We start from the raw sequence: 570 nt of genomic DNA on the forward strand, positions 1-570 counted from the left end.
GATTCTGGCGCAGGGCATCGGGCGCGGCGAAGTAATGATGTTTATTGCCGCGTTAGCCTATGCCTTGTATGGCGTATTAACCAAACGCTGGTCGATTGCTCTTCCCACCTGGGTATCGCTCTACGTGCAAATTGCCTTTGGCGTCGTGCTGTTGCTGCCTAATTTGCTGTTGGCTGAAAGCATCGCCTTGAATGCGCAAAACATACCGCTGGTGCTGTTCGCCGGTATTTTTGCCTCGATCCTCGCCCCGTGGATGTGGATCGTCGGGGTAATGCGTATCGGGGCCAACAATGCCAGCATTTTCATCAATCTGACGCCGGTGTTTACCGCACTGATCGCCGTGACGTTGCTGCATGAAACGCTGCACAGCTATCACATCGTGGGCGGGGTCATGGTATTACTCGGGGTTGTCATGGCGCAGCGTATGCGCACTCCGCGCGCTCAGCACAACGCGATTTGTAGGCCGGATACCAATACGCCACCCGCGCAACTGCGTGACGCGGAAGCAAACCGCAAATAAGAAGGTATTTTCCCCTATGATCTGACTATTCTCGCACCAGACACCTTGCT

General features: G+C 54.7%; 1 protein-coding gene. It reads left to right on the forward strand.

Annotated elements, in window-relative coordinates; all coding sequences use genetic code 11:
* On the forward strand, positions 1–520 hold a 520-nt coding region (locus J5224_RS34370), incomplete at its 5' end, for a DMT family transporter (RefSeq protein WP_264629309.1).
* Between the last annotated feature and the right edge of the window lie 50 nt (positions 521–570).

This window comes from Candidatus Symbiopectobacterium sp. NZEC135, from assembly GCF_025962695.1.